The sequence below is a fragment of the Microbacterium lacticum genome (genome assembly GCF_006716815.1).
GTDB classification, from domain to species: Bacteria; Actinomycetota; Actinomycetes; order Actinomycetales; family Microbacteriaceae; genus Microbacterium; species Microbacterium lacticum.
In genome coordinates this window covers 617196-635999 of record NZ_VFPS01000001.1, presented here as the reverse complement: position 1 = coordinate 635999, position 18804 = coordinate 617196, and the positions used below count along the sequence as shown (strand labels likewise).

16 protein-coding genes and 6 pseudogenes are annotated in these 18804 nt (G+C 68.4%); 8 read left to right on the top strand and 14 right to left on the bottom strand.

Annotated features, from left to right (window positions below; translation table 11 throughout):
* Position 1 precedes the first annotated feature (1 nt).
* Both pdxT and pdxS read right to left on the bottom strand, forming a co-directional pair.
* Complete coding sequence (gene pdxT / locus FHX68_RS03050; RefSeq protein ID WP_141380659.1) at positions 2-613, bottom strand: pyridoxal 5'-phosphate synthase glutaminase subunit PdxT; 612 nt, start codon at positions 611-613, stop codon at positions 2-4.
* Between the two features lie 142 nt (positions 614-755).
* Positions 756-1646, bottom strand: coding sequence for a pyridoxal 5'-phosphate synthase lyase subunit PdxS (pdxS, locus tag FHX68_RS03045; RefSeq protein WP_141380658.1), 891 nt, complete (start codon positions 1644-1646; stop codon positions 756-758).
* A gap of 73 nt (positions 1647-1719) precedes the next feature.
* Between pdxS and FHX68_RS03040 the strand changes: the two genes are divergently transcribed.
* Complete coding sequence (locus FHX68_RS03040; RefSeq protein WP_141380657.1) at positions 1720-3111, top strand: aminotransferase class I/II-fold pyridoxal phosphate-dependent enzyme; 1392 nt, start codon at positions 1720-1722, stop codon at positions 3109-3111.
* Entirely contained in the window at positions 3108-3959 is an 852-nt protein-coding gene (gene pdxY / locus FHX68_RS03035) for a pyridoxal kinase PdxY (RefSeq protein ID WP_141380656.1), read from the top strand. Before FHX68_RS03040 ends, pdxY begins: the two co-directional genes overlap by 4 nt.
* 15 nt (positions 3960-3974) lie before the next feature.
* On the opposite strand, the gene FHX68_RS03030 is transcribed toward pdxY, so the two are convergent.
* Positions 3975-4532 carry an HIT family protein gene (locus tag FHX68_RS03030; RefSeq protein WP_170214240.1) on the bottom strand — a complete coding sequence of 186 codons (558 nt, stop codon included), beginning with the start codon at positions 4530-4532 and terminating at the stop codon, positions 3975-3977.
* Positions 4529-6547 carry a threonine--tRNA ligase gene (gene thrS / locus FHX68_RS03025; RefSeq protein ID WP_141380655.1) on the bottom strand — a complete coding sequence of 673 codons (2019 nt, stop codon included), beginning with the start codon at positions 6545-6547 and terminating at the stop codon, positions 4529-4531. Before thrS ends, FHX68_RS03030 begins: the two co-directional genes overlap by 4 nt.
* Positions 6548-7087: 540 nt before the next feature.
* Between thrS and FHX68_RS15440 the strand changes: the two genes are divergently transcribed.
* Positions 7088-7423 carry a transporter permease gene (locus FHX68_RS15440; RefSeq protein WP_176583100.1) on the top strand — a complete coding sequence of 112 codons (336 nt, stop codon included), beginning with the start codon at positions 7088-7090 and terminating at the stop codon, positions 7421-7423.
* A 56-nt stretch (positions 7424-7479) separates the two neighbouring features.
* Here FHX68_RS15440 and FHX68_RS16400 read toward each other — a convergent pair.
* From FHX68_RS16400 to FHX68_RS03005, 5 genes and pseudogenes are all read right to left on the bottom strand, one after another.
* Positions 7480-7599: pseudogene (locus FHX68_RS16400) on the bottom strand (DNA alkylation repair protein); the annotation flags it as partial.
* Positions 7600-7723: 124 nt separating this feature from the next.
* The gene (locus FHX68_RS03015) at positions 7724-8254 is read right to left on the bottom strand and encodes a glycine cleavage system transcriptional repressor (protein WP_141380653.1); all 531 of its coding nucleotides are present in this window, start codon (positions 8252-8254) and stop codon (positions 7724-7726) included.
* 33 nt (positions 8255-8287) lie between these two features.
* On the bottom strand, positions 8288-8434 hold the full coding sequence (locus tag FHX68_RS15100; RefSeq protein WP_170214239.1) for a hypothetical protein: 147 nt from the start codon (positions 8432-8434) through the stop codon (positions 8288-8290).
* Positions 8435-8799: 365 nt separating this feature from the next.
* On the bottom strand, positions 8800-9801 hold the full coding sequence (locus tag FHX68_RS03010; protein ID WP_141920034.1) for an IS481 family transposase: 1002 nt from the start codon (positions 9799-9801) through the stop codon (positions 8800-8802).
* 97 nt (positions 9802-9898) lie between these two features.
* Positions 9899-10873, bottom strand: coding sequence for an IS481 family transposase (locus tag FHX68_RS03005; protein WP_141920031.1), 975 nt, complete (start codon positions 10871-10873; stop codon positions 9899-9901).
* A gap of 200 nt (positions 10874-11073) precedes the next feature.
* Between FHX68_RS03005 and FHX68_RS03000 the strand changes: the two are divergent.
* The 3 genes and pseudogenes from FHX68_RS03000 to FHX68_RS16295 form a co-directional block, all read left to right on the top strand.
* A pseudogene (locus tag FHX68_RS03000) lies at positions 11074-11931 on the top strand (IS110 family RNA-guided transposase); the annotation flags it as partial.
* Positions 11932-12009: 78 nt separating this feature from the next.
* Positions 12010-12315: a transposase gene (locus tag FHX68_RS02995; RefSeq protein WP_170219038.1), complete on the top strand. Its 306-nt coding sequence runs from the start codon at positions 12010-12012 to the stop codon at positions 12313-12315.
* A pseudogene (locus FHX68_RS16295) lies at positions 12315-12611 on the top strand (IS3 family transposase); the annotation flags it as partial. The gene FHX68_RS02995 and the pseudogene FHX68_RS16295, both read left to right, overlap by 1 nt.
* 112 nt (positions 12612-12723) lie before the next feature.
* Here FHX68_RS16295 and FHX68_RS02985 read toward each other — a convergent pair.
* The 4 genes and pseudogenes from FHX68_RS02985 to FHX68_RS15690 form a co-directional block, all read right to left on the bottom strand.
* Positions 12724-13011: pseudogene (locus FHX68_RS02985) on the bottom strand (integrase core domain-containing protein); the annotation flags it as partial.
* Between the two features lie 10 nt (positions 13012-13021).
* Positions 13022-14398, bottom strand: a complete 1377-nt coding sequence (locus tag FHX68_RS02980) for an IS30 family transposase (RefSeq protein ID WP_141381637.1) — start codon at positions 14396-14398, stop codon at positions 13022-13024.
* A 67-nt stretch (positions 14399-14465) separates the two neighbouring features.
* A pseudogene (locus FHX68_RS02975) lies at positions 14466-15352 on the bottom strand (IS3 family transposase); the annotation flags it as partial.
* Between the two features lie 52 nt (positions 15353-15404).
* A pseudogene (locus FHX68_RS15690) lies at positions 15405-15852 on the bottom strand (IS5 family transposase); the annotation flags it as partial.
* Between the two features lie 33 nt (positions 15853-15885).
* Between FHX68_RS15690 and FHX68_RS02965 the strand changes: the two are divergent.
* Both FHX68_RS02965 and FHX68_RS02960 read left to right on the top strand, forming a co-directional pair.
* Entirely contained in the window at positions 15886-17007 is a 1122-nt protein-coding gene (locus FHX68_RS02965) for a tyrosine-type recombinase/integrase (protein ID WP_141381590.1), read from the top strand.
* A 58-nt stretch (positions 17008-17065) separates the two neighbouring features.
* Complete coding sequence (locus tag FHX68_RS02960) at positions 17066-18664, top strand: ATP-dependent nuclease (RefSeq protein WP_141381589.1); 1599 nt, start codon at positions 17066-17068, stop codon at positions 18662-18664.
* Here FHX68_RS02960 and FHX68_RS15095 read toward each other — a convergent pair.
* A complete protein-coding gene (locus FHX68_RS15095; protein ID WP_170214314.1) occupies positions 18650-18802 on the bottom strand; it encodes a hypothetical protein in 153 nt (50 codons plus the stop codon). The genes FHX68_RS02960 and FHX68_RS15095 overlap by 15 nt on opposite strands.
* Positions 18803-18804 lie beyond the last annotated feature (2 nt).

The following is an 18804-nucleotide window of genomic DNA, read 5'->3' as shown; positions in this document are numbered from 1 at the left end:
GCTAGCGGGCGCCGCCGACCTCACGCCCGCGGATGCGCGCGAGGAGCATCTCGTGGAACCGGGTGTCGCCCGACACCTCGGGGTGGAAGGCAGTGGCGAGGAGGTTCCCCTGCGCCACGGCCACGATGCCTCCGCCGGCCGACTCGGGCAGCGACGCCAGCACCTGGACGTCGGGACCCGTCCCGACGACGACCGGCGCGCGGATGAAGGTCGCGTGCACCGGCGCGTCGAAGCCGTGCGCGACGAGATCGGTCTCGAACGACTCGACCTGACCGCCGAACGCGTTCCGGCGGACGGTGACGTCGAGGCCGCCGAAGCTCTCCTGCCCGACGATGGGGTTCGCGATGCGAGCGGCGAGCAGGATGAGGCCCGCGCAGGTGCCGTAGACCGGCATCCCCTCCGCGATCGCCGCCCGGATCGGCTCCCGCATTCCGAATGCCCGTGCGAGCTTGTCGATGACGCTCGATTCGCCGCCGGGAAGGACCAGGCCCTGGACGGCGTCGAGGTCGCCCGGTCGGCGCACCGGCACCGGCTCGACGCCGAGGGCCGCCAGGACGCGGGAGTGCTCGCGCACGTCGCCCTGCAGGGCGAGCACCCCGACGCGCACGGTCATCGCGGCCCGCCCCCGGTCATCATCCGTCGGACCGGCGGTGCGGGTGTCACCTGCCGCGCACCGCGCGTACACACCAGCCCCACCTCTCCGACGCCTGATGACGCCACGCGCCGGAGCCGCCGGCAGAGCCGCCGCCGGGCGGTCACCATCCGCGCTCGGCGAGCCGGTGCGGGGCCGGCAGATCGGCGACGTTGATGCCGACCATCGCCTCGCCGAGGCCGCGCGAGACCTCGGCGATGACCTTCGGGTCGTCGAAGAAGGTCGTCGCCTTGACGATCGCCGCCGCCCGGGCCGCCGGGTCGCCGCTCTTGAAGATGCCCGAGCCGACGAACACGCCGTCGGCGCCCAGCTGCATCATGAGGGCGGCGTCGGCCGGCGTCGCGACCCCGCCGGCGACGAACATGACGACCGGCAGCGCGCCGGCCGCCGCGACCTCCGCGACGAGCTCGTACGGTGCCTGCAGGTTCTTCGCGGCGACGTACAGCTCGTCCTTCGGCAGCGCCTGGAGCGCCGCGATCTCGCCGCGGATCGTGCGGATGTGCTTCATCGCCTCGGAGATGTCGCCCGTGCCGGCCTCGCCCTTGGACCGGATCATCGCGGCGCCTTCGGTGATGCGCCGGAGCGCCTCGCCGAGGTTCGTCGCCCCGCAGACGAAGGGCACCGTGAAGTCCCACTTGTCGATGTGATTGACGTAGTCGGCGGGCGAGAGCACCTCCGACTCGTCGATGTAGTCGACGCCGAGCTCCTGCAGCACCTGCGCCTCGACGAAGTGTCCGATGCGCGCCTTCGCCATCACCGGGATAGACACGGCGGAGATGATCCCGTCGATCATGTCGGGGTCGCTCATCCGCGACACGCCGCCCTGCGCCCGGATGTCTGCGGGCACGCGCTCGAGCGCCATCACGGCGACCGCCCCGGCGTCCTCGGCGATCTTCGCCTGGTCGGGGGTGACGACGTCCATGATGACGCCGCCTTTCAGCATCTCGGCGAGGCCGCGCTTGACGCGCGAGGTGCCGGTGGTGGATGCAGACATGGATGCCTCTCTCAAAAGTCCGGATTATGACCTAGGCCAAAACGTAGCATGACCCGTGTCATAGGCTGGGCGCATGATCCTCGACGTGCCCGCGCCCCCGATCGTGGGCCGCACCGCCGGCGAGATCGCGGAGAGCGTGCGCGAGCTCGCCGAGCGGGGGCAGCTCACCGCGGGCGACGCGCTCCCCTCTGTGCGCGCGCTCGCCGATGCGCTCGGCATCAACCGCAACACCGTCGTCGCCGCGTACCGCCAGCTCGCGCAGGCGGGCATCGTCGAGTCTCGCGGCCGCGCGGGCACCCGCCTCGCCGCGGTGCGCCGGATGCCGCAGGAGGGTTTCGCCGCGGGCAGCGTGCTCCGCGACGTCGGCACCGGCAACCCCGACCCGGCGCGGATCCCCGACCCCTCGCGAGCGCTCAGCCGCGCCGCCGGGCGGCCCGTGCTCTACGGCGAGCCGGTCATCGACCCGGACCTCGCCGCGTGGGCGACCAACTGGATGCGCGACGCCGTCGGCGGTGAGCGCGAGTTCGCGCTCACGATCACCGGGGGCGCGTCCGACGCGATCGACCGTCTGCTCTCGCAGGCGCTCACGCGCGAGGACGCCGTGGCCCTCGAAGACCCGTGCTTCCTGTCGAGCCTCAACACGGTGCGCCTCGGCGGCTACCGGCCCGTCGCCGTCCCCGTCGACGACGAGGGCATGACGGTCAAGGGCCTGCAGGCCGCACTCGACGCCGGGGTGCGCGCCGTCGTCTGCACCCCGCGCGCGCAGAACCCCACCGGAGCGAGCCTCACCGCAGAGCGCGCCGAGGCGCTGCGCGCGGTGCTCGCGAGGCATCCGTACGTCCTCGTCATCGAGGACGACCACTTCTCGCTGCTCTCCCCCGAGCCGTACCACTCCGTGATCGGTCCCGCGCATCAGCGCTGGGCGCTCGTGCGCTCGGTGTCGAAGTTCCTGGGGCCCGACATGTGCCTCGCGGTCGCCGCGTCCGATCCCGACACCGCCGAGCGGCTGGCGCTCCGCCTCAGCCCGGGCACCACCTGGGTGAGCCACCTGCTGCAGCGCCTCGCCGTCGCGATGCTGACCGACGGCGACGTGACCGCGCAGATCCAGGCGGCCGGCGCGCACTATGCGGAACGCAACGCCGCGTTCGCCCGACGCCTGGACGCTGCCGGACTGCCGACCCGCGCGGGCGACGGACTGAGCCTCTGGCTCGACGTCGGCGCGCCCGCGCGCCTCGTCGCCGAGCAGCTCATGCGCCGCGGCTGGCTCGCGCGCGTCGGCGACGAATTCATGCTCGCGGGCGCCGCGGCCTCCCGGCACCTCCGCCTCACCGTGCACGACCTCGACGACGCCGACGCCGAACGCCTCGTCACCGACCTCGTCGCCGCCCGGACGGTCGCGGCCGCCGCGGCCGCGCCGTCCGCATCCGATCCCCGATCCCCCGAAAGCAGGGCGAACCCGTCATGAAGATCCTCTCCATCCAGTCGGCCGTGGCGTACGGCCACGTCGGAAACTCCGCGGCCGTCTTCCCGCTCCAGCGCATCGGCGTCGAGGTGCTGCCGGTGTACACCGTCACCTTCTCGAACCACACCGGATACGGGGCGTGGCGCGGGCCGCTGATCTCACCCGACGACGTGCGCGACGTGATCATCGGCATCGAGGAGCGCGGCGTGTTCGGCGAGATCGACGTCGTGCTCTCGGGCTATCAGGGCAGCGACGGCATCGGCGACGTGATCCTCGACGCGGTCGCGCGGGTGAAGTCGGCGAACCCGGATGCCGTGTACGCGTGCGATCCCGTGATGGGCAACGCGAAGAGCGGATGCTTCGTCGCCCCGGCGATCCCGGTGCTGCTGCGTGAGCGGGTCGTGCCGAACGCCGACATCGTCACGCCGAACCAGTTCGAGCTGGGCTTTCTCACCGAGACCGAGCCGACCGACCTCGACTCGACGCTCGCCTCCGTGGACGCCGCCCGCGCGATGGGCCCCTCGACGGTGCTCGTGACGAGCGTGGAGCGCCCCGACCGCCCGGAGGGCACGATCGAGATGCTCGCCGCCGACGCCGAGGGCGCGTGGATCGTGCAGACGCCGCACATCCCGATGAAGGCGAATGGGTCGGGAGACGTCACGGCCGCGCTGTTCACGGCGCACTACCGGGCGACCGGCGACGCGGCATCCGCACTCTCGAAGACCGTCTCGAGCGTGTTCGACCTGCTGCAGCTGACGTACGAGTCGGGTCAGCGCGAGCTGCAGCTCGTCGAGGCGCAGGAGTTCTACGCGCACCCGCGCGAGCAGTTCGCCGTCACGCGCGTGCGCTGAGCCGGCGCGGCGCGATCAGGCCGGCCAGGCGGATGCCACGGCCTCGCGCACCTCGCCGAGCAGCTGCGGCAGGGCCTTCGTGCGCGCGATGATCGGGAAGAAGTTCGCGTCGCTTGCCCACCGCGGCACGATGTGCTGGTGCAGGTGCTCGTCGACCCCGGCGCCCGCGACGGCACCCTGATTCATGCCGATGTTGAAGCCGTCGCAGTTGCTGACCTGGCGGAGCACCCGCATCGCGGTCTGGGTGATCGCGCCGATCTCGGCGACCTCTTCCTCGGTCGCCTGATCGTACGTCGCGACGTGGCGGTAGGGGCAGACGAGCAGGTGCCCGGAGTTGTACGGGAAGAGGTTCAGCAGCGCGTAGGACGTGACCCCGCGGTAGACGATCAGGCCGTCGGCATCCGACTTCTGCGGCGCCGCGCAGAACGGGCATCCGTCGCCGCGGTTCACGTCGGCGCCGGCGTTGATGTACACCATGCGGTGCGGAGTCCACAGCCGCTGGAAGCCGTCGGGGACGCCGGCGAACTCGCTCGCCTGCTCGAGGCGCGCGTCGCCGGCATCCTCGACCGTCACGCCAGGTCTTCCGCGGTGTTGACGAGCGCGTGCGACCCGATCGCGGCGACGATCTTCTCGATCGCCTCGTCGACGGGGATGCCGTTGGTCTGCGACCCGTCGCGGAAGCGGAACGACACCGTGCCCGCCGACCGGTCCTGCTCGCCCGCGATGAGCTGCAGCGGCACCTTCTGCGTGGTGTGCGTGCGGATCTTCTTCGGCATGCGGTCGGCGGAGTGGTCGACCTCGGCACGGACGCCCCGCTCGCGCAGCCGCGTCACGATCTCGTCGAGGTAGGGCGCGAAGTCGTCGGCGACGGGGATGCCCACGACCTGCACGGGCGCGAGCCACACCGGGAATGCGCCGGCGTAGTGCTCGAGCAGGATCGCGAAGAACCGCTCGATCGAGCCGAACAGCGCCCGGTGGATCATGATCGGGCGGTGCTTCTCGCCGTCCGGGCCGGTGTACTCCAGGCCGAAGCGCTCGGGCAGGTTCGGGTCGACCTGCACCGTCGAGAGCTGCCAGGTGCGGCCGATCGCGTCGCGCGTCTTGAGGTCGATCTTCGGACCGTAGAACGCGGCCTCGCCGGGCACCTCGGTGAGCTTGAGGCCGGATGCCACGGCGACGTTGCGCAGCGCGTTGGTCGAGTACTCCCAGAACTCATCCGAGCCGATCCACTTCGACTTCTCGTCGTCGCGCATCGACAGCTCGAGCTCGAAGTCGTCGAGGCCGAAGTCGCGCAGCATCGAGATGACGAACTCCAGCACGCGGGTCGCCTCGGTCTCGAGCTGATCCTCGGTCACGAACAGGTGCGAGTCGTCCTGCGTGAACCCGCGCACGCGGGTGAGACCGTGCAGGGCGCCCGAGAGCTCGTTGCGGTACACCGTGCCGTTCTCGGCGAGACGCATCGGCAGGTCGCGGTAGCTGCGCGCACGCTCCTTGTAGATGAGGATGTGCATCGGACAGTTCATCGGCTTCAGGTAGTAGTCCTGGCCCTGCTTGGTGATGTTGCCCTCGGCATCCCGCTCCTCATCCATGACGATCGGCGGGAACATGCCCTCCTTGTACGTCACCAGGTGGTTCGAGGTGAGGAAGAGGTCTTCCTTGGAGATGTGCGGCGTGTACACGTAGGTGTAGCCGCCCGCGATGTGGCGGCGGCGCGCGTGCTGCTCCATCTCGCCGCGGACGATACCGCCCTTGGGGTGCCAGACCGAGAGCCCCGAACCGATCTCGTCGGGGAACGAGAACAGGTCGAGCTCCTTGCCGAGCTTGCGGTGGTCTCGCTTGGCAGCCTCTTCGAGGCGCGCCTGGTAGGCGCGCAGCTCGTCCTTCGTGGGCCATGCGGTGCCGTAGATGCGCTGCAGCTGCGGGTTCTTCTCGCTGCCGCGCCAGTACGCGCCCGCGATGCGGGTGAGGTCCCAGCCGTTTCCGACGAGGCGCGTGGAGGGCACGTGCGGTCCGCGGCAGAGGTCGCGCCAGGCCGTCTCGCCGTCCTTGGTGACGTTGTCGTAGATCGTGAGCTCGCCGGCGCCGATCTCCGCCGACGCTCCCTCGGCCGCGTTCGCTCCCGATCCGGGCCCGCCGGCCAGGTCGATGAGCTCGAGCTTGAACGGCTCGTCGGCCATCTCGGCGCGCGCCTCGTCCTCGGTGACGACCCGGCGGACGAACCGCTGGCCCTCGCGGACGATGCGCTCCATCTCCTTCTTGATCGCCTTGAGGTCTTCGGGCGTGAAGGGATCGGCGACACCGAAGTCGTAGTAGAAGCCGTCGGTGATCGGCGGTCCGATGCCGAGGTTCGCCTGCGGGCGGATGCGCTGCACCGCCTGTGCGAGAACGTGCGCCGTCGAGTGGCGCAAGATCGCGAGCCCGTCGGGACTCTCCACCGTGACGGGCTCGACCTCGTCGGAGGAGTGCACCGCCGTGGCGAGGTCTTTCAGCTCGCCGTTGACGCGCAGAGCGATGACGGAACGATCGGGGAAGAGGGCGAAACCGTCGGCCGGGTAGGACACGTCGGCCGCGGGTGAGACATCGGTCAAGGGAACAACTCCATAGGTGGTGGCTCGGAAAGGCGACTCAGCTTCGAGCGCCTGCCGCGCTCCGCCCGCTCAGGCCTGACGCGTTCGTGTCGAGGGCGCCGCGGCAGCGGCGACGATGACGCGAACGGAATCCATGTCTCGATCCTATCGCGGGGCCATGATGGATGCCGTGGCACTGGCTCTCGGCGTTCGTGGGGCTGCTCGGCCCGTCGGCGGTGGTGGCGGTGGTCGTGACGGCCCTGCTGCTCTGGGTGTTGCACCGGCGCGCCTTGCGCGGGCGCTTTGTGCCCCGACCGACGCCATGGGTGAGCGATCCGACGCTCCTGCGTGTCGCTGCGATCGTCCTCGTCGTGATGCTTGCGCTGCTCGTGAGCGGCTTGGCGCCGTGGATGCCGACGACGCTCGGAGCTCTCGTGCTCATTGCCGTGTTCGCGTGGCGTTCGCCCCGCCGCCTGAGCGCCTCGGTCGTGCCCTGGCAGCTGGTCCTGTTCGCTGCGGGGTTGTTCCTGGCGGTCGGCGACGTGGCGCAGGGGCCTGCCGATGCTGCTGGCGGCTGCGACCGGTTCAGGCGACGACCTGCCGGCACTCTGGCGTGCGGCGGGCGTCGGCGCACTCGGCGCGAACACGATCAACAACCTGCCCGCCTACCTCGCCCTCGAACCTGTCGGCGACTCCCCCGCGCGACTGGCAGCGCTGCTCGTCGGCGTCAACGCCGGCCCGCTCGTCACGCCGTGGGCGTCCCTTGCGACCATCCTCTGGCACGAGCGGCTGCGCGGGGTCGGCATCGACGCGCCATGGCGGCGCTCCGTGCTCGCGGGCGCCGTGGCCGCGCCGCTCGTGGTCGCGTGCGCCGTCGCGCCCCTCGCCCTGCGCTGAGCGCGCCGACCGCGCCGGGCGCGGAGGTGGGCTTGTGCGGCGTATCGCTCTTCGCGGTGGGTCGCCTCATCCCACAGCAGGCCTACGACGGCGAGGACGGTCTCGGGTGAGGCATCCCGACCGATCCGGCGTGCCACGGCGCGCGCCTGCGGCACCCGCACGCCGAGGAACGGCATGTCCGACTTCATGTACGCCTGCTGGTCCGCCGCACGGTGCGGTCGGCGCCGGCCCGCAGCTCGACGCCGACGGCAGCAGCGACCACCGCCGGGTCGTCTTCGCCCGGGCGCTCGTCCACGAGCGTCAGACCACCGTCAGATCGACCTGGATCTCGCTCGCGAGCTCTTCGAGTGCGGCCCTGATCTGCGAGGCATCCGCCCCCGCCGGTAGTCGCACCGCGGCCGTCGCCTCGAACAGCGTGCCGCCCGCCATGGGAGCCGCCAGCGTGCGGCTGCGGAAAGTCTCGATCGACAGGGCGTGCGCCGCGATCGCGGCTGACACGTCGCGCACGATGCCGGGCCGGCCGTTCCCGAGCACGGTCACCTCGAGCAGGTGCACGTCGTGGGATGCCGCATCGTCGGATGCCGCCGCGGAGGGCGCTCCCCCGGCGTGCACCGCGACCTTCAGCAGACCGTCGAGCGAGCGCAGAGAGTCCGTGAGTTCGTCCAGCCGGTCGTCGGGAACGCTCACCAGCACGATTCCGGCGAACGCGCCGGCCAGCTCGGCGAGCTCGCTCTGCTCCCAGTTCGCGCCCGCGGCGGAGACCCGGTCGGCCAGGGCGGAGACGAGTCCGGCGCGATCGTCGCCGACGACGGTGAGCACGAGATCGGCCATGCCGCGAGCCTAGCCGGGCGACGACCGCGCGCGTCAGTACGTCGACGCGAACCTCAGCTGCGTGAGACCGAGGAGCAGAGAAACCGCGAACCCCGCGAACACCACGAGGTAGGCGCCGCCGCGCCGCTGCCGCGGAGGAGCAGAGAAACCGCACGGCGAGGAGGCGTGCTGCGACGACATGGCCCCACGATAACGACTGCCGCGACGAGAAAAGCCCCCGGCGAGGCCGGGGGCTTTGGTCGGTGCGCGATACTGGGATCGAACCAGTACAGGAGGCAGAATCGGCCTCCCGCGCCACAGTGCGGATGCATCGCCTCGCGCGCGCGTAGTTAGAGGTATGTCGGCGTGTCGCGCTATGGTCATAAGCGGACACGCGCGGACACGGATTCACAAATCTAAGGGCGCGTTTGGGGCGCGGAGAGGGTGCGAGGGATGGCACGGAAGGCGAAGGCGACGATCACGGACGCGCTCGGCCGCGAGCGATCGGCCACGCGGGCGAGCTGGGGGAAGATCAAGACGCAGCGCAGCGGACGTCTGCAGGCGAGCTAGGTGTACTTCCCCGTGAGGTTGTGAACGCGGGCTGAGGGGGTCTGGCCTCCGATCCCGGTGTGGGGTCTGTGGTGATTGTAGTGATGCAGCCAGGTCTCGTATGCCGCGGCTCGCTCTGCTTCGCTGGCGTAGGGCTTGGCGTAGGCCCATTCGGCGGCGAGGGTGCGGTTGAAGCGTTCGACCTTTCCGTTGGTCTGTGGCCGATACGGCTTTGTCCACTTGTGCTTCACGCCGTCGCCGAGCGCGTCCGCGAACGCGTGTGACCGGTAGCACGCGCCGTTGTCTGTCATCACGGCGGTGACCGTGACTCCGAGGCTCGCGAAGAACGCGTTCGCGCGGGTCCAGAACCCTGCCGCGGTCTCCTTGCGTTCGTCGTCGAGGATCTCCGAGTACGCGACTCTCGAGTTGTCGTCGACGGCGTGGTGCAGATACCGGTAGCCGCGGGAGCCGGCCGCTCCTGCCCGTGCGGCCTTGTCACGGACGGATGCCGCGGCACGGTCCTGCGCCGATCCGCGGCCGAAGGCGCGCCAGCCGCCGCCATCAGGGATCCGGCCCTGCTTCTTGATGTCGACGTGGATCAGCTGGCCCGGTCTTGCAACCTCGTACCGCTTCGGCGTCGGCTTTCGGACTGGCAGCCCGGTGGCCTGATCGATGTTCACGAGCTTCGGCATCCCATACCTGGCCAGCACCCGGCCGACCGTCGAGCGGGCAAGGCCCAGGTGATACGCGATCCGGTGCGGACCCCACCGGCGGGTGAACCGCAACGACACGATCCTCCGCTCCGTCTTCCGCGGGAGCCGGTTCGGCGAGGTCTGCGGCCTCGAGCTGCGGTCCGTCAACGGCAGCCCGGCCCGATACCAGTCGACCCACCGTTTCGCCGTCGCGGGCGAGCACTGGAACCGTTCCGCTGCCCGCCGCAACGACCAGCCCCGATCCACGACGAGGACAGCAAGACGACGACGCCCTTCCGGCGTCAAAGGCGCGTTAGCGTGAGACACGAAGACCTCCGTGGTCAGGATGCGAGTGTGGTAACCCACATCCTGCCCGGAGGTCTTCGCCTACCTCACCCGTTCACAACCTCCCGAGGAAGTACAGCTAGATGTACTGACCTCGACCGTTGTTGATTCGGTCGATGGGGGTGCGGCCTCCGATGCCGAGGTGGTGCCTGTCTAGGTTGTAGTAGTCGAGCCAGGTCGTCAACCCTGCTTTTCGGTCGTCGTTCGAGCTCCAGGGGCGGGCGTAGGCCCACTCGGTGGCGAGGGTGCGGTTGAGGCGTTCGACTTTCCCGTTGGTCCAGGGGCAGTGCGGTTTGATGAACCGCTGTCGGATGCCGTGCGCGTCGACCACGGCCTTGAACGCGGCCGAGTGGCGGTAAGCGAACGCGTTGTCGCTGATGACGCGTTCGACTGTGACGCCGAGGCGCGCGTAGAACGCGATCGCCCGCTCGAGCACACCCGCCGCGGTGGTGCCTTTCTCGTCGTCGTGGATCTCCGCGTAAGCAACTCGGGAATGGTCGTCGATGACGGTGTGCACGTAGTCGTAACCCAGGCCCCGCTTGCGCGCAGGACGTTGCCCGCGGCCATGCAGACGCCATCCGCCGCCGTCGGGGATACGGCCGAGTTTCTTCACATCAACGTGGATCAGGGACCCGGGATGATCATGCTCGTAACGCTGCGCGGATCGGCGGGTCGCGCGGATCACGGACCCCGTGACCGGGTCCAGCTCCCGCAGCAACGGCACGTGGTGGCGGCGCAACACCCTACCGACCGTTGAGGCCTGCAAGCCGAGCTTGTCAGCGATGAACACCGGCCCACGCCGAGTGAGGTGCCGCATGATCCGCACCCTCGCCTCCACGCACGCTTTGGTCTGGCGAGGGTGGGAGCGGGCGACGCTGGAACGATCGATCAGGCCCGCCGGGCCGCACTCCCGGAACCTGCGCCACCACCGCCACGCGGTCGTGCGGGAGATCCCCATTTCCGCGGCAACATGCGCGACCGCACGCCCCGACTGGATGCGCTGAACCATGATCAACCGGCCGGCCGGAGTCAGCCGGGCATTAGCGTGAGACAAGAGAGACCTCCGTGCGTTTGAGCTGAAGAACTTAGACAGCTCCAACTCGACCCCGGAGGTCTCTCCTACGTCAACAACGATCTGGGTCAGTACAGCTAGACGCTATGAGTGGTTGAGCCTGAGGCCTCCGCTCGCGTAGACCGTGGGTTGCGAGCCGGTCTTCCGGCTTCGCCTATCCACATACGTGAGGGAGGCCCCAGTTGATATCTGAGCGTACGAGTGTCGGGCTGGATGTGCACGCGCGGAGCGTGGTCGCGGCCGCGATCGATGAGCGAACCGGGGAGCTCGTGCAGCGACGCATGGGCTCCAGCACCGAGGAGATCGTCGCATGGGTGACGGGTCTGCCGGGCCCGGTCGCGGCGACGTACGAGGCCGGTCCGACCGGGTTCGGCCTCGCCCGCGCGTTGACGGCGGCGGGGGTGCGGTGCGTGGTCGCGGCGCCGTCGAAGCTGCAGCGCCCGGTCGGTGACCGGGTGAAGACCGACGCGCGCGACGCGGTCCATCTGGCCCGCCTGTTGCGTCTCGGGGAGATCGTTGAGGTGGTCGTCCCGAGCGTCGAGTCCGAAGCGGCCAGGGATCTGGTGCGCGCCCGCGAGGATGCCCGCGGCGATCTGATGTCCGCCCGGCACCGGGTCAGCAAGCTGTTGCTGCGGCAAGGCATCCAGTACACGGGCGGAAAGGCCTGGACCGTCGCGCACGACGGGTGGCTGCGATCGCAGTGGTTCGAGCTGGTCGGTCTGCAGGCCGCGTTCGACGCCGCCTACGAAGCGATGATCCAGGCCGTAGATCGACGCGACAGACTCGACGCGGCGATCACCCGTATGGCCGCGGACAGCGAGTTCACCGACGTCGTGAACCGGCTCTGCTGCCTGCGGGGCGTGTCGACGCTGACCGGGTTCGGTCTCGCGGTCGAGATCGGCGACTGGACCCGCCTGGACGGGCACCGCATCGGCGCTTATGTCGGCCTGACCCCGTCGGAGTCTTCGTCCGGGGCGTCACGGGCACTGGGCGGGATCACCAAGACCGGCAACGGTCACGCCCGCCGGCTGCTGATCGAAGGGGAATGCTGAAGCTTTGGTTGACTCTGTGACTGCTTTGATCTGAAGGATCGGGGCGGGAAGGATGAAGTCAGGCCGGTGAAGTTTTCGGAGGAGTTCAAGCGCGACGCGGTCGCTCTGGTGCTCACGCAGGGAATGTCGCAGAAGCAGGTCTGCGCGGATATGGGGATCTCGAAGTCGGCGTTGCAGGCGTGGGTGCGTAACGTCGAGCTGGCCGGCCGCGGGATCGCGCCGGCGGCGTCGAGCGATCGGGACGGGCAGCGTGAGCAGGCGAAGATGCTCAAGCGGATCCGCGAGTTGGAGATGGAGAACGAGATCCTCCGGAAGGCCGCGGCGTATCTTTCGCAAGCGAACCTTCGGATCGGTGCTGCGTCCCCAAAATAGTGTTCCCGCTCGTCCGTGAACTGGCTGCGGCCGGCGCCCCCGTGAGGGTGTCGGTCGCGGTGGCGTGCAGGGTCCTCGGCTTCTCCAAGCAGGCGTACTACCAGTGGCTGGCCAATCCGGTCAGCGATCGCGACTGGGACGAGGCGCATCTGATCAACGCTGCCCGGGACGTGTGGGATGAGGACCGTTGTCAGGGGTACCGGCTCATCTCCGACGAACTCGTCGACGACGGCTGCCAGGTGTCTGAGCGTCGCGTGTGGCGGGTGTGCTCGCAGGAGGGCATGTTCTCGGCCGCGCACCGCCGCAAGGGCTCTCGGAAGCATCGCCGGCCGGGTCCTGCCGTGCACGACGACCATGTCAGACGTGACTGGGCTGTGTCAAGCTTCGTAGACGATCTCTTTGTGGATTTCAGGCCGCGGTTGCGGTCTGGGCGTAGTAGGCGGCCCGGGTCTCGGCGGGGGTGCGGTAGCCGAGGGTGGAGTGCAGCCGGCGGCGGTTGTAGAACACCTCTATGTACTGCATCACGGCGAATCTCGCTCGCCGCCGGGTCGCGAAGGACTGCCGGTAGTACATCTCGTTCTTGAGCATCGAGAACCACGATTCGGCGACCGAGTTGTCCCAGCACACCCCGGTCCTTCCCACCGACAACCGCACCCCGAAACGGCCCGCGAGCTTGGCGTACTCGTCAGAGGTGTACTGGGCGGATTCAACTGGTCGTCGCAACACCGCTTGTTTGCAGCAATGCTAGGTGGTCGTTGAGTGCTTCGGCAGGGGTGCGCCAGTCGAGGCGTTTACGCGGTCGGGTGTTGAGGGCATGGGCGACGGCGGCGAGGTCGTCCGGGGTCCAGCGGGAGAGGTCGGTGCCCTTCGGGAAGTACTGCCTGAGTAGTCCGTTCGTGTTCTCGTTCGTGCCTCGCTGCCAGGGGCTGTGAGGGTCGGCGAAGTAGACCTTCAGGCCGGTGTCGATGGTGAACTGAGCGTGGGCGGACATCTCTTTCCCGCGGTCCCAGGTCAGGGAGCGTTTGAGTTCCGCGGGCAGCGTGCTCATTGCTGCCGCCAGCGCCCTGTTCATCGACAGTGCCCCGTAGCCGGACAGCGCCGGGCCGTTCTTGACGATGGGTTGTTCGCGCCATCCGTGCTCGCGGGGCAGGTGGACCAGCGTGGTGAATCCTGTGGTCCGTTCGACGACGGTGCCGATCGCGGATCTGTTGATGCCGATGATGAGGTCGCCCTCGTGGTGGCCCGGGATGGCCCGGTCTTCGGCTTCCGCGGGCCGTTCGCTGATCAGGACGTCAGCGCTCACGTGGGCCCATGGCACCCGCTTGGACCGGGCTCGGGGCATTCGCAGTGCTCTCCCGGTGCGCAGACACAGGATGAGCTCGCGTTTGAGCGCTCCGCGGCTCTGGATGAACAGCGCCTGGTAGATGGCCTCGTGGCTGATGCGCATGCTGTCATCATCGGGGAAGTCGAGCTTGATCCGGTTCGCGATCTGCTGCGGACTCCACCCGAGAACCCAGCCCCGGTCCTTCCGGTGGGGCTTGTTCTGCCCGGTCCATCGCGGCGGGGTCGGCCCAACGGCCACGCTCCCATCCGCGCGGTGAATCTGCCCGGAAAGCCGGTCTTGCACGTACTCGCGCAGCCGTGGATTCGCGACCAGTTTCGCGACCTTCGGTCTCCTCGCGAACAGCTCCGCCTTCCACTGCGCAACCGACGCGCGGTATTCGAGCTTGCCGCCTCGCGTTGCGGCGTTGCGGCGCAGTTCTCGGGAAATCGTCGAGGGGCTGCGGCCTACGGCCCTGGCGATCCCGCGCACCCCCACGCCCGTTGCGCGGAGGATCGCGATCTCTTCCCGTTCAGCGAGCGACAGATATCGGCCAGACGGCGCTGGCCACGAATACGGTGTCATACCGCCTGATTGTCGGAACCAACGCGATCCGACGACAGGAGCCACGCCGAGCGCGATCCCAGCCTCAGTCGGGAGTAGCCCGGTGCTGATCTTTGCCCAGAACTCACGTTCCCTTGCACGCGGATGACCGGGATGGCCGGGCGAACGCATCGGCGCCCGCCCCGTCACTTCTTTCATCCAATCTGACGGTCGTCCCACAACACCCTCCGATCAGGTGTTGCTTCCACCGGTTGAGCCCAGTCTGGCTTCCGCGGTCCGAGTGGAACAGAGCGCCCGACTCGATGCGCCCGTGGGTATGGGCCATCGTGAGGGCGTCGCCGATCAGCTCGGTGCGCATGTGCTCAGCCATCGACCAGCCCACGACCTCACGGTTGAACAGGTCGATCACCGTCGCCAGATACAGCCACCCTTCCCCGGTGCGCAGGTAGGTGATGTCGCCGACGAAGCGGACCCCGGGCCGGTCGGCGGTGAAGTCCCGCTTGAGCAGATCGGGGCGGGTCACCACGTCGTCGGCGGGGATCGTGGTGCGCTTCTTGGAGCGGGGCTGGATCCCGAAGATCCCCGCCTCCCGCATGATCTTGCGGACCAGACCCTCCGACGCGGCGATCCCGCGGCGAGACAATTCGGCGAGCACCCGCCGGAACCCGTTCACCCCGTGCGAGTCGTCGTGGATCTGCGTGATCACACCAGACAGCCACACCCTCCGCGCCGTGGTCGGCGGGATCGTGTCCCGCCGCTTCGCCCACGCGTAGTAGCCGGCGCGTGAGACGCTGAGCAGGCGCGCCATCAGCTCGATCGTGAAGGTGGCCTTCTCCGCGTGCATCAGCGTGAACTTCTCGCTCACCGCTGCTCCTTCGCGAAGAAGGCCGCGGCTTTTTTCAAGAACGCGTTCTCCTCCGCGAGCCGCCGGTTCTCCGCTTCCAACCGTGCGATCCGCGCGGCCTCCACCGGTGGCGGCGCCGTCTCCGGGTCGGGGTGCTGGGCCCGATACGCCTTCACCCAGTACCCGAGCGAGCTCTCGTTGATCTCCAACTCCCGCGCGACCTGCGCGATCGGGCGGCCGCCCTGCACGACGAGCTGGACCGCGTCGGCCTTGAACTCCTCAGTGAACTTCCTGCGATTCGTAGACATCTCTGCCTGTCGTTCCTTCCTGGTAACGACCGTCTACAAGAAGTGTCACACCCCACTGATGGATCTTCGTGCTCAGCCCGCCCCGTGAGCGTCCTATCCCGTGATCGGCCGGCTCATCCCGCGGATTCTTGTAGTTCGATCCAGCCCCCTGTGAGGCGGGTGGTGTTCGTCGCGTGCTGATGTGCGCGGGCGATCGTGGAGTCCACCGAGACCGACCAGTCCACGAGACCTTCGGCGTCCGCGGCAGCGGTCAGCGTCGCCAACACCGTGTCCCAGGTGCCCTCAGCGGCCAAGCGCCGCTGCCAGGTCCATACGGTCTGCCAGGGTCCGTAGACCTCGGGCAGATCCCGCCAGGGAATCCCGCACCGGTACCGGTAGATGACGGCCTCCACCATCGTGCGGGCATCCGAGAACGGCCGGCCCCGCCGGCCGGTGCGGGTCGGGAGCATCGGGGCGATCAGTTCCCATTGGGCGTCGGAGAGCGTCTGGAAACGAGACATGCGTTCCAGGGTGTCACCAGGCCCCTGGAGTTATTGTCAGACACGCCCTACGTCGCTCCCGACGGCGTGCGCTACAACGCCCCGATGACGTTCGACAACCGCGGTGACGCCGAGGCGTGGCTGGCCGATCAGCGAAGCGAGATCGCGCGCGGTGTGTGGCTCTCCCCGACCGTGAAGGCAGAGCGCAAGGGCGCCTCGTCGCGCACGCTCGGCGACTACGCCGAGGCGTGGCTCAAGGATCGGACGAACAGCAAGGACGATCACCTGCGCCCGCGCACTCGCGACGAGTACAAGCGCCTCCTGCGAGCGCCAGATCCCGACGACGCCGACGACGCTGGCGGGCCACTCGCCGAGCTGGCCGCGCTCCCCCTGGCGAAGATCACGCCCGCGAAGGTGCGGTCGTGGCGGTCGGCACAGCTCGCCACGGGCAAGAAGACGCAGACCTCCCGCGCCTACGGCCTGCTCAACGCGATCATGACGACAGCCGTCGCCGACAAGCTCGTCGACGAGAACCCCTGCACCGTGAAGGGCGGCCAGTCGACGCACACTGGCCGAACGGTGACGCCTCCCACCGACGCGGAGCTGAGCGCCATCCTCGAGGCGATCGCGCCGAGGTTCCGCGCCCTCGTCATCGTCGCGGCGATCGGTGGCCTGCGCTACTGCGAGGCTACGGCGCTACGCGCGAAGGACGTCACGGTCGAGCGCGGCGAGGATGGCGCGGTGATCGCCGTGCGTCTCGACGTCGGCCGCGGCGTCGTGCGCACCGAGGCGGGGATCGTGCCAGGCGAAACGAAGAGCGATGCGGGCGTGCGGCGCGTCGGCATCTTCGGCGAGGACGCGGCCATCGTCGCCGAGCATGTGCGCGGCCTGATCGGTGACGCGCTCCTGTTCCCCGCTCGAGATGGCGCGTCGTTCCTCGCCCAGTCCGCGTTCTGGCGACACTGGGACGCCGCGCGCACGGCCGCGGGCCGCGCGGACATGCCGTTCCACGCCCTGCGCCACTACGCGGGAACGCGCTACGCGCAGGCGGGAGCGACCCCGCGCGAGACGATGGCGCGACTCGGCCACTCGTCGATGGGCGCAGCGATGCGCTATCAGCACTCGGGCAACCGCGACGACGAGCTGGCCGCGCGGATGGCACGGCGGCAGAGCTGAGACCTCGTCGGGGCCGTAGACCTCGCGCCTTCCACGCGCCGCCCGCTAGGGTGCTCTCATGGGACTGGGAACACACGATAGGTCTGAGATCCGCGACTCCGACCTAGCGGACCTCATCAAGCGCGTGTCGCGAAGAGCGTATGACACCTACCTCGTGTCGATGAACCTCGCGCACCTTCGGGCTTACCGGGATTCACACATTCGCTTTGATTTCCCGGTGACCGCTCTCGTGGGGCCAAACGGTGGAGGAAAGTCCACCGTTCTCGGCGCAGCGGCCCTGATTCATCACGACGTCAAGCCGCGCCAGTACTTCGCAAAGAGCGGCGTTTACGACAAGAGCATGGTGGACTGGCGGATCGAGTACGACATTCTCGAGAACCGGAAGCCGATCAGCAGGACTGCAAGCTACCCAAAGTCAAAGTGGAACCGCAACGCCGTCAAGCGAACGATCCTGACATTCGGAGTGGCTCGGACACTTCCCGCCACCGAAAGGAAGGATCTCGCTAGCTTCATCGGAGGCTCATTCAAGGGATTCGGTGAGACTGTGCTCTCTGAGCAAACCGTCGCTGCCGTCGAGTCAATCCTTGGGAAAGAAGCCCAAAAGTACCTGCTCGTCGATGGCACGAAGTCGGGCAGCAAGCAACTGTATGCGGCTCGAACTACGACAGGCGATGCTTACTCAGAGTTCCACTTCGGCGCAGGCGAAGCGAGCGTAATCAGAATCGTCCGGGATATCGAAGAGAGCCCCGATGGTTCCCTGATTGTCATCGAGGAGATCGAGAACGGACTACATCCGGTAGCGACCCGTCGGCTCGTTGAGTACCTGATTGATGTGGCGCGTCGGAAGTCATGCCAGGTCGTCTTCACCACACATTCGAACGATGCCCTCGCACCTTTGCCAGACGAAGGAGTTTGGGCTTGCGCGAACGGTACGCTCACGCAGGGGAAGCTCGACGTCAACGCTCTAAGAACGCTCACAGGAGAAGTCAGTGCGTCTTTCGCGATCTTCGTCGAGGACGATTTCGGTGCCGCCATGGCTACCGCAGCGCTTCGAGGCTATTCGCGCCAGAGTGGCATCTCAATGCTCGGCGTCGAGGTGCACCAACTCGGCGGCGCGGGGAACGTACGAAAGCTCACGACGGCGCACAACCTGAACCCGAGCATTCCGTTCCGCGCCATGGGGATCGTCGACGGAGATGTACCGCATGAGGTCGATCCCCCGCATCACGTCTACGCGTTTCCCGGAAGCGGCGATCCTGAGATCCATGTCGCCAAGGCCGTGGCTGAGAAACTCGACTCGATCGCCGCACGCCTCGCGCTCAATCTCGGCCTGCGAGCAAGTGATCAGCAACGTGTGGCGGAAGTTGTGAACCAGCGACTCCTCACGAATCGCGATCCACATCTGATCTTTGAGCAGATCGGCCAGGACCTCGACTTTCTCGCAGGGCAGGCCGTCGCAAACGCCTTCCTTGTCCAATGGGTCGAGAACTATCCCGACGAAGTGAGCGCACTCTTCGATGCCGCAGTCGACGTGATCCCCGATCACCCAGGCTCACTCTTCGAACCGCCTGTGCCGAGCACAGGACAAATCGCCACGGACGGCGCGGCTGGCGAAACTGCCCAGGCTGCTCCGATTGTGCCGTCAAGCGTCGAGTAGTCCCTCGGCCTCAGCGCGGTCCAGCAACTCGTCTGCCGCGGCGATCCGTTCGGTGCTCGTCTCGCCGTGCTCGCGCAGATGCGCGAGGCGTTCGATCTCAGCCAGCGCGGTGGCTTCGTCGTTGTCATTGCGGCCCATCG